The sequence below is a fragment of the Porphyromonas levii DSM 23370 genome, from assembly GCF_000379925.1.
Lineage (GTDB): Bacteria > Bacteroidota > Bacteroidia > Bacteroidales > Porphyromonadaceae > Porphyromonas_A > Porphyromonas_A levii.
Genome location: NZ_KB904302.1, coordinates 1 through 9,239 on the forward strand (window position 1 = coordinate 1; position 9,239 = coordinate 9,239).

8 protein-coding genes are annotated in these 9,239 nt (G+C 45.8%); 3 read left to right on the forward strand and 5 right to left on the reverse strand.

The genetic code is table 11. The annotated features are described in order from the left end of the window. Nucleotides 1–332 precede the first annotated feature (332 nt). Genes A3GG_RS0110165 through serB form a run of 4 tightly spaced genes read right to left on the reverse strand, consistent with a single transcriptional unit; the run spans nucleotide 333 to nucleotide 2,719 of the window. Entirely contained in the window at nucleotides 333–734 is a 402-nt protein-coding gene (locus A3GG_RS0110165) for a YraN family protein (RefSeq protein ID WP_018359187.1), read from the reverse strand. Continuing rightward, on the reverse strand, nucleotides 709–1,176 hold the full coding sequence (locus tag A3GG_RS12405; protein WP_018359188.1) for a methylated-DNA--[protein]-cysteine S-methyltransferase: 468 nt from the start codon (nucleotides 1,174–1,176) through the stop codon (nucleotides 709–711). Before A3GG_RS12405 ends, A3GG_RS0110165 begins: the two co-directional genes overlap by 26 nt. After that, nucleotides 1,157–1,465: a Dabb family protein gene (locus A3GG_RS0110175; protein WP_018359189.1), complete on the reverse strand. Its 309-nt coding sequence runs from the start codon at nucleotides 1,463–1,465 to the stop codon at nucleotides 1,157–1,159. The genes A3GG_RS12405 and A3GG_RS0110175 overlap by 20 nt, the downstream gene beginning before the upstream one ends. A gap of 3 nt (nucleotides 1,466–1,468) precedes the next feature. Further along, nucleotides 1,469–2,719 carry a phosphoserine phosphatase SerB gene (gene serB, locus A3GG_RS0110180; RefSeq protein WP_018359190.1) on the reverse strand — a complete coding sequence of 417 codons (1,251 nt, stop codon included), beginning with the start codon at nucleotides 2,717–2,719 and terminating at the stop codon, nucleotides 1,469–1,471. A 123-nt stretch (nucleotides 2,720–2,842) separates the two neighbouring features. On the opposite strand from serB, the gene A3GG_RS0110185 reads away from it, so the two are divergent. Then, nucleotides 2,843–4,837 carry an Ig-like domain-containing domain gene (locus A3GG_RS0110185; protein ID WP_156808637.1) on the forward strand — a complete coding sequence of 665 codons (1,995 nt, stop codon included), beginning with the start codon at nucleotides 2,843–2,845 and terminating at the stop codon, nucleotides 4,835–4,837. A 127-nt stretch (nucleotides 4,838–4,964) separates the two neighbouring features. On the opposite strand, the gene A3GG_RS0110190 is transcribed toward A3GG_RS0110185, so the two are convergent. Continuing rightward, the gene (locus A3GG_RS0110190) at nucleotides 4,965–7,166 is read right to left on the reverse strand and encodes a RelA/SpoT family protein (RefSeq protein WP_018357567.1); all 2,202 of its coding nucleotides are present in this window, start codon (nucleotides 7,164–7,166) and stop codon (nucleotides 4,965–4,967) included. A 167-nt stretch (nucleotides 7,167–7,333) separates the two neighbouring features. On the opposite strand from A3GG_RS0110190, the gene A3GG_RS0110195 reads away from it, so the two are divergent. Both A3GG_RS0110195 and A3GG_RS12410 read left to right on the forward strand, forming a co-directional pair. Next, nucleotides 7,334–8,479, forward strand: coding sequence for a TlpA disulfide reductase family protein (locus tag A3GG_RS0110195; protein ID WP_018357568.1), 1,146 nt, complete (start codon nucleotides 7,334–7,336; stop codon nucleotides 8,477–8,479). Between the two features lie 444 nt (nucleotides 8,480–8,923). Continuing rightward, nucleotides 8,924–9,239: LysM peptidoglycan-binding domain-containing protein (locus tag A3GG_RS12410; protein ID WP_026215596.1), on the forward strand; the 316-nt coding region annotated here is incomplete at its 3' end.

Here is a 9,239-nt window from a genome sequence, read left to right on the forward strand (position 1 = left end):
ACATCCCCCTCTAAAGGATTGCGACCATCTCTAAGAATGATCCCCTCCAAACCTCCAAACCCTTTCCTCAAGTCAACGCCACTAATAAATAGGAAAAAGCAATTGCTTTCATTTAGATTAAACATAAATCGTAGTCATCTAATAACTGAACAACTTCCAACCGCAAAGATGACTACAATAATAAACCGACACAATACGCCCGTTTTGGGAGAGTTACATTTCGCTACTTGCGCTTGTCACTGCGAGTGCTCGCCTATGTGCCAATTGTTGCACATGCTAAAGAATAAAGGATATCGCTCAATTGGTGGGGAACAAATACGAAGAAGGTGCTATCAGAGGAGCGTGGGCACGAAGGCATTCCGTATATATTGCACTTGTCGGGGTGTTGTGGAGTCGGGCAGGTAGACAAGGGCGTAGTCGTACCGCACATTGGAATAGCGTAGCCCCCTGAGGTTTCGACAAAAGACATCCGCCACCTGTACCATGTTTTGTTGTTTGGTAGGCGGTATAAGTACATCCAATTCCGAGAGGACGAAAGGGCGGTTCCTTGCCTTCACCTCAATAAAACAAAGTACGTCCCCCTCGAGTGCTATAAGATCGACTTCTAGAAATCCCATCTTGTAGTTTTGCTCAAGGATGACGAAACCTCGCTTTCTCAATTCATCAGCTATAAATAGCTCTATCTGATGACCGTCGGAGCGTTCACCGTTACTCCTCTTTGGTAGCTGACTCATAGGCAAGTAATTTGCGCTTGACTTCCGTGCCCCATCGAAATCCACCTACCCCTCCGTTGGCTGGCACAATCCTATGGCAAGGGAGTAGAAAGAAGCATTCATTACTTCCGAGAATATTTCCCACGACCCTAGCATACCGTTTAGAAAGACCTAGCTTTTGGGCAAACGCACCATAGGTTAGCGTAGTGCCAAATGGCACCCTTGCCAGCTGTGCCCAGAAGTCTGGTGCGAAACTCGGCACCCTCCCCCCAAGAGCTGTATACTCCTTTGGGCAGGGCAATAGGAAAGCAAAAGCCTCGGCAAGCTCGGGATGTAGTCTCCTCGAACTCGCTAAGGCTTCATTATTTACATTGTCTATTGGATAGCACTTTGTGATGACTTGCTCATAGCTTATCTCACACTCGACTATACCAATTGGTGTATTAAAATAGTAATTCCCCATCTATACAAGCCCTCTTAGATACATAGGGCTTAATCCACTTCTGTACTCTGGAAACATGCTCAGGGTGCTTGGCATACACATCCACATCCTCATACTTCCCAAGCACTCCATGGAGCATTAGGTCGTACTCCTCATTGGGGTTGATATTGATCGTAACAGTAATCTTTTCCAATGGCTCGATCAAATCGGCAAGCTCCTCGAAACTATCTTTTGCCTGGAGCAAGAACTCCTCCTTTGTCATGCCTTCAGGATGACTTCCAAAAGCGAATAGTACTACGTGCTGTATCATATATCAAAACATTGAAAATTCGATCTCGTCTAAGTGGCTATCTTTGTACCCCAAGAAGTAAAGGATACCATCCAACCCCATAGTAGTAATGGACTGCTTCGCACTCTCCTTAACCTTAGGTTTAGCTTGGAATGCAATACCAAGACCTGCGGTAGAGATCATAGGCAAATCGTTGGCGCCATCGCCTACGGCAACGGTTTGTCGGATATCCACCTTCTCTACTTGTGCGATCAAGCGAAGAAGCTCTGCTTTGCGCTTGCCATCGATAATATCCCCTAGGTGTCGACCAGTAAGCTTTCCATCGACTACCTCTAGTTCATTAGCATAGACATAATCGATACCGAACCTATCCTGTAAGTACTTAGCGAAGTATGTAAAACCTCCGGAGAGGATAGCAATCTTGAAGCCCACCTTCTTGAGAATCTTCATGGTACGCTCAATACCATCCATAAGAGGCAGATTCTCCGCTATATCTCTCATCACAGAGACATCCAAACCCTCGAGTAGTGCACAGCGCTCTATGAAGCTCTCATTAAAATCTATCTCTCCTCTCATAGCGCGCTCGGTAATCTCTGCCACCTTATCACCGACGCCAGCTCGCATAGCTAGCTCATCGATGACCTCGGTCTTGATAAGGGTGGAATCCATATCAAAGCAAATTAGCCTACGCATGCGGCGGAACATACTATCCTGCTGGAAAGAGATATCTACCTGATAGTGGTTAGCGACCTGCATAAACCTACGCTGAAGCTCCTCCCTATCTCTTGGATTACCTCTTAGAGATATCTCTATGCTTGCCTTAGGTACACGCTCTTGTTCTATCAGAGGAATACGACCAGTGAGTCGGTCGAGCGCATCGATATTCATACCCTGGGCAGCGACCTCCTTGGTAATGGCTGCCACCATCTCTGCGGTAAACTGTTTTGCCAGAAGAGTAACGATATACTTATTCTTGCCCTGTGCTTCTACCCAATTGGTATAATCTTCGGGAGCTACAGGACGGAAGGTGACAAAGATATTAAGCTCATTGGCTTTGAAGAGCAATTCCTTTAGAATCGTGCCGCTGATAGATGACTCAGCAGCGAAAAGAACACCAAGTGTAAGGTGGTTGTGCGTATCACTCTGACCAATATCAAGGATGGTCACATCATGCTTTGCTAGCGTTTCGGTAATCGCTGCCGAAATACCAGGTCTATCCTTACCACTAAAGATGGCAAGGATTAGTTCTTTGTTGTTTTGCTCTTTATTATCCATTGTCTTTCCATTGTTATTATTATACAATGCGAAGCAAATGTACCTATTTCTGAACATATAGGCAATAGGTTGCTGATTGCTTCGATTTTGGCTAATTTTGCTACTCAATATATATAGTTCTGTATGAAAAGAATCAATGGGCGATTACTCGCCCCAATAATGATACCATTCCTACTTGTAGGGATTCTATATGGATGTGCCAATCGAGTAGCGCCTGATGGCGGACCTTACGATGTGACACCACCAAAGCTCGTCAGTAGTTCTCCCGAAGATAGGGCACTAAATGTAAGCAAGAAACGCTTCGTACTCACCTTCGACGAGTATATACAAATCCAGGATATAGCCAATAAGGTAATCATCTCTCCTCCCCAGATTACTCAGCCTAAGATAGTAGCTGTGGGCAAGAAGGTAACGGTGGAACTGGAAGACGATCTTATCCCAAATACGACTTACTCCATAGACTTTACCGATGCTATTGTGGATAACAACGAGGGTAATCCACTGGAGAACTTCTCGTATGCCTTCTCCACGGGCAATGAAATAGACACCATGGAGATCAGTGGTCGAGTGATTAACATTCGTAACCACGAACCCATGCAGAGCTTACTTGTAGGTGTGCACCCAGAGTCTGCGGGCTGGAACGCTTTTACAGATACGACCTTCAGCCGCATGAGTAGGACTGGAGACCGTGCACAGTTTGTAATGCGAAACATGAAGCAAGGGAGCTACAGAGTGTATGCTCTGAAAGAGAGCGATGGCAACTATCGCCACGATATGCCTACAGATGGGGTAGCATTCCTCAATGAGCTTATCACTACAAGCGCAATGGCAGCTACTCGGCAAGATACGACTTGGGTGGATAGTCTTACCATAGACACGATAAAGACAGTGGCATATACACGCTACCTGCCGGATGATATCGTGCTGCTCTATTACGTGCCAGAAGCAAAGCGTAGATTTATTAGCAAGCGCGAGCGCCCCGACTCTATGCAACTAAGACTTGTGTTCAGTGCCATACCCGAAGGCAAAATCAAGGTACGCCCTATCGACTCCCTTGCTGTGCAAGGCGGCAGTACACCAGTTCTCGATATCAATAGAGAGAAGAAGGAGGTAATGGTCTACTTTACGGACCCTACATGGAAGAGGTATAAGGAGTTTGAAGTCTCTTATACTTCGGTAGACTCCCTAGAGCTACCTATCATGGTGCATGACTCTCTCACGCTCCGCCCATCTGCCCCTAAGCCGATAGAAGACAAGGGGAGACTGAAGGAGACTAATGACAGTATTGCGAAGCCGAAGAGCCCGCTTACGCTTCGCTTCGAGCATAAAGGGGAAGGTGGGACCAGTGATAGCCTGCTCTTCTATAGCTCTCTGCCTATCACTCCTGAGGCATTTAAGGCCTTTGAGCTATTCAATGCGCAGGACTCCATCCTCAAGCCGGTAACCATAGACTCTATCTATCTACTCCCTGGGCGTACTACCGTGGGAATGATAGAGGCGAAGCTATCGTACGACACGAGCTATGAGCTGTATGCCGACAGTGCTAAGTTTACCGATGTGTATGGGCACATGCTCGATGAGACGGTGGTAGATGCGTTCAAGACGAAAGCGAAAGACGCTTTTTCTCAGCTCTCCATCACGGTAGATGGCGTTGAGGGACCATTTATTGGCGAACTCCTCTCTACCCAAGATGCTGTGCTAAGAGTAGTATACTCCGATAAGCCGACCTTACACTTCAAAGATATTAAGCCTGAGAAGTATGGTTTCCGACTCATCGTGGACAGCAATAATAATGGCAAGTGGGATGCAGGCAACTACCGCGACTCTATCCAGCCAGAGATGGTCTACTACATGCCGAAGATTATTGAAGTAATGGCGAACTGGGATGTAAAGGAGACGCTATCTCCTCTTGCTACCAAGATAGATAAACAGAAGCCCGAAGAGTTGATTAAGAATAAGCCCAAGGCTAAGGAGAAAAAGGATCGCAATAAAGAGCGTGAGGAACAACTCCGCAGACAACGCCAAGGTAATAACCAAGGCATGGGTGGCTTAGGTGATATGGGCGGCATGGGTGGACTAGGAGGCATGAACGACATGATGGGCGGAGGACGAATGTAGTCTAGCCATCAGTAGTCCCGACACCGCATAATAACCACAACCGCTACCATTGAGCATATCAAGCTCTGGTAGCGGTTGTGCTATATGCAGGGCAGTGAAAAAGTGCACTCCTCATTCTCGAGAGGTATTACACCCTCTCTACACTCTTAATCCCTGGGAGCGTACGTAAGGACTTTAGTAAAGGATTGAGGCGAGAAGCTTCCTTTATATATATATGCAGCGTAGCTTGGAAGAGTCCATCTGCGCTCTGTATATTATAGCTACGGAGCGTAAGTTCCTTCTCAGTCCCCACCTGACTAACGACAGCATTGACCACGCTAAGATCATCATGCCCAATTACCCTCAGCACAACCTCACTCCCTCGAGAGGTATCACCTTTCCACCTAGCCTTGAGGATACGATAACCGAATCTATTGAATAAATCAGGAGCATTGGGGCAATTCATTCTATGAATTCGGATACCGCTTCGGGAAGTAAAGGCAAATATCTTATCGCCATATATAGGATTACAACACTTAGCAAGCTGATAATCGATGCCCGATAGGTTATTATCTATCGTTAGGATATCCTCTGTCTCCTCAGCAATAATCTTCTCAGGCAGAGTACTAGAGACAAACTTATCTGCCGAAATATGGCGCTCCTCAGCCTGCTCAGGTTCCTGAAATGCCAGTTTATACTCATCGAGGAACGTATCTAGGTCTGTCTGCTTATTCTGAATTGCGAGGAAGAAGTGACTTGTTGCCTTGTACCCCTTACGCCTTACGAGCTTGGTGAATACAGCCTCATCGTACTCCAGCTTCCGATTACGCAGACGGCGGTTGAGCTCCTCACGCACTAGCTGAATAGACTTTTCAGACTCTATCCTCAGCCATTGCTTAATCTTATTTCTCGCCTTGCTCGTTATCACATACCTCAACCAATCCTGCTTAGGTGTCTGATTGGCAGAGGTATTTATAGAAACGGTATCACCATTCTGTAATTGCTGTCGGATGCTTACATTGCGACCATTGACCTGAGCAGAGACTGTCTTCTCGCCAATCCCCGAGTGTATAGCATAGGCGAAGTCGAGGATAGAAGCACCTTTGGGCAACTTTACTAAGTCCCCCTTGGGTGTAAAGACATATATCTCCTCATCATAGAGATTCATCCTAAACTCCTGCATCACCTCTTCGCTGGTAGCAGACTTATTCTCTAGCGTCCTGCGAACCGTGGTCATAAACTCATCCAGTCCACTCTCGCTCTTCACCCCCTTGTATCTCCAGTGTGCAGCGAGACCCTTCTCCGCTATCTCGTCCATACGTTCGGTACGAATCTGCACCTCTACCCACTTCTGTTGGGGTCCCAATACCGTGATATGCAGACTTTCGTAACCATTAGACTTTGGGATAGATAACCAATCCTTCATCCGCTTAGGATTGGGTTGGTACATATCTGTGATGATAGAGTATGCCTTCCAGCACTGGCTTCTTTCCTCCTCTAGTGGTGCATCGATAATGACACGTATAGCGAATAGGTCATAAATAGCCTCGAACTCTATCTTTTGCTTCACTAGCTTATTACGGATAGAGGAGATAGACTTCGTTCTTCCCTTTATCGTAAACATTAGTCCCGACTCCTCCAAAGCCTTCTTAACTGGATCGATAAAAGAAGCAATATAAGTATCGCGTGTCTTCTTGGTAGCAGCCAGCTTGTCTTTAATAAAATTATATATCTCCCTATCCGTATACTTGAGGCAAAAGTCCTCCATCTCACCCTTGATATTGTACAGCCCCATACGGTGCGCCAGAGGGGCATAGAGGAAGGAAGCCTCCATACTGAGATCCAACTGTAGATCCTCTGAAAGATAATCACCAGCAAGGCGAAGCTGCACCAGTCGCTCGGAAATCAAGATAAGGATAACACGCACATCCTCAGCGAAAGATAGTAAGAAGTGGCTAAAGTTGTCCGAAGTAACCACAGCATTCTTGGCATACAAATCGGTCACCTTTTGCATCAAGCGCAATAAGTAGAGCACATCCTCACTCAGGAAACCCTTCAACTCCTCTTGCTTTACAACACCATCCCGCAAGGGTAATTGTAGGAGTACGGCCATGATAGGCGTACCTCCTATTCCCATCTCATCTACAAGGGTGGTCGCCGTCAATAGTCGCCGAGCTAGGGGATGTATCCCAAACTGATCCTTAAGATCAGGGCGCTCCTTCAGGTACTTCTGTAGTATTTCCTTTACCCTATACCACTCTTTTTCAGAGACATTATGGGGTAAAGCATCGAGACGAACTATAAGCTGCTCTATTGTCGAATATTGATCTAAATCAGTATACTTCTTCATAAAAACTCATTTTATACCACTGGTACGATATAAAAGTAGAGCAAGATACAAATATTCCTTTCAAAATACCAGTAGTCACTATAGTTTTCTATACCTTTGCATCATCATTTCAAATATGGAAAAATATCCAATTGAGTATTTCACTTTTAACTAATAGAAGATTAAACATGAAGAAGTTTATAACAGCTACTGCCTCTATGGCACTCTTATTGGGCGCTTGTTCTACAACAGAAAAGGCGCCAGAGTTCAAGGTGACAGCCACAGGCCTGCCCGCCGAAGCTAATGGTACCTACGCCTATATTTACGATGTAACCAATGAGGTCGTGGACTCCGCACTGATAGAAAATGGTTCGTTTACCTTCGTATCGCCAGCCAATGACTCAATTGTCAATGTAGTAAAGCTGATGGACACACCTCTGCTTTTCGCTCGTGAGGCTGGGGAGTATACTTTTACTATCACAACCGACTCCATTAGTGACGAAACAAGTATCATCCGTAGCGGTGCTGAGAACAGCGCATTTATGAAGCTACAAAACCTCTATGACGAGTTGAATGACGTAGAAACAAGGTATACTAATGATATAGAGTCAATTGCCGAGAACATCTTAACACCAGATAGTACCCTCACGAAGGAGCAAGAAGCGCAGATTGACTCTATCTATACTATCATGGATACGGAAGCAACGAAAATCAATAAGAAGTATTTCTCAGAGGCTACCAATGCGAGTGTGCAGATTGCAGCACTCAGAAATATGCGTCGCTCAATAGAGCCAGAGGAGTTCATTGCTCTCTACGATCAGGCTCCAGAAAGCCTCAAGGCAGAGAAGTCTCTAGCTACATTCTACAAGACTAGTGTGGCAGCTGCAAACACCGCTGTGGGGAAGCAGTTTGTCGACTATCAGATGACCAACCCAGCAGGCGAGACCAAGATGCTTAGTGAATTCCGTACTGAAGGTAAGTACTTCCTACTCGACTTCTTCGCATCATGGTGTGGTCCTTGCCAAAAGTCTATGCCTGTCTTAGCTCAGATAGAGAAACAATATGCTAAGATACTCTCTTCGGCTAGCATCGCTATCTGGGAGCGCGATGAGGATGGTACGGCTTATGCCAATGCTGTAAAGAAACTCAAGATCACTTGGCCTACCTTCCAAGACGGCAATCGTATTGATGGCAAGAACCAAAGTATGGGTGCTGAGACCTATGGCGTAATAGGTGTACCTACTTTCATCCTCTTCTCTCCAGAAGGCGAGATCATCGTACGTACGCACGATGTTACCGAAATCAAGGCTAAGCTCGACGAGCTCAATAAGTAATATGCATCCCAAGGAATAGGGAATAGTGTTACATATAATCGAGACGGCTATGCTCAACAGAGCATAGCCGTCTCGATTCTTTTCTAGGTTAGGGTACAGCTTCGTTACTTTCTTCTCACGCTAGGGAGGAGATAGGTCTGCATACAATACTCCTATGGTATCACTATTTTCAAGAGCTACTCCCTAGAGTAGAGAGAGTCCCTCCCCAGAGGGACTGGAGTTTTTCCCGCGAGAGACTCGAGTCCCTCGCGGGAGAGACTAATGCAAATAGCTAGAGTAAATATTGTCGCGACCTAGAGAGAGAAATGCTTGAGACGTGCTAAAGCCTTGCCAGATGGTACTAAATTGTTATCTTTGCGATTATATTAAAATGCAATTAAATTGGGAATTATGATATTGCGCAGAAGTATACTTTGGGGATTACTAATCGTAGTAGGGTTATTTATGAGCTCAACGCTTGTGTTTGCTCAGCAGTCTACGAGAAGCCATACTGTAGTGGCTGGAGAAACACTCTATGCGATTAGCCGCCAATACGGCGTAGCTGTGGATGAACTCATCAGGCTCAATCCAGAGGCTAAAAATGGGATAAAGATTGGGGAAGAAATCAAGCTTCCGGGCACTAAAACTGCTAAAGAAGCGACCTCAGGACCTACCTACCACAAGGTAGGAGCGGGCGAAACGCTTTACTCTATTTCAAGGAAATATGGGATTTCACCCAATGCATTACTGGCAGCGAATAGTTCTATTAGTAATGCAGATA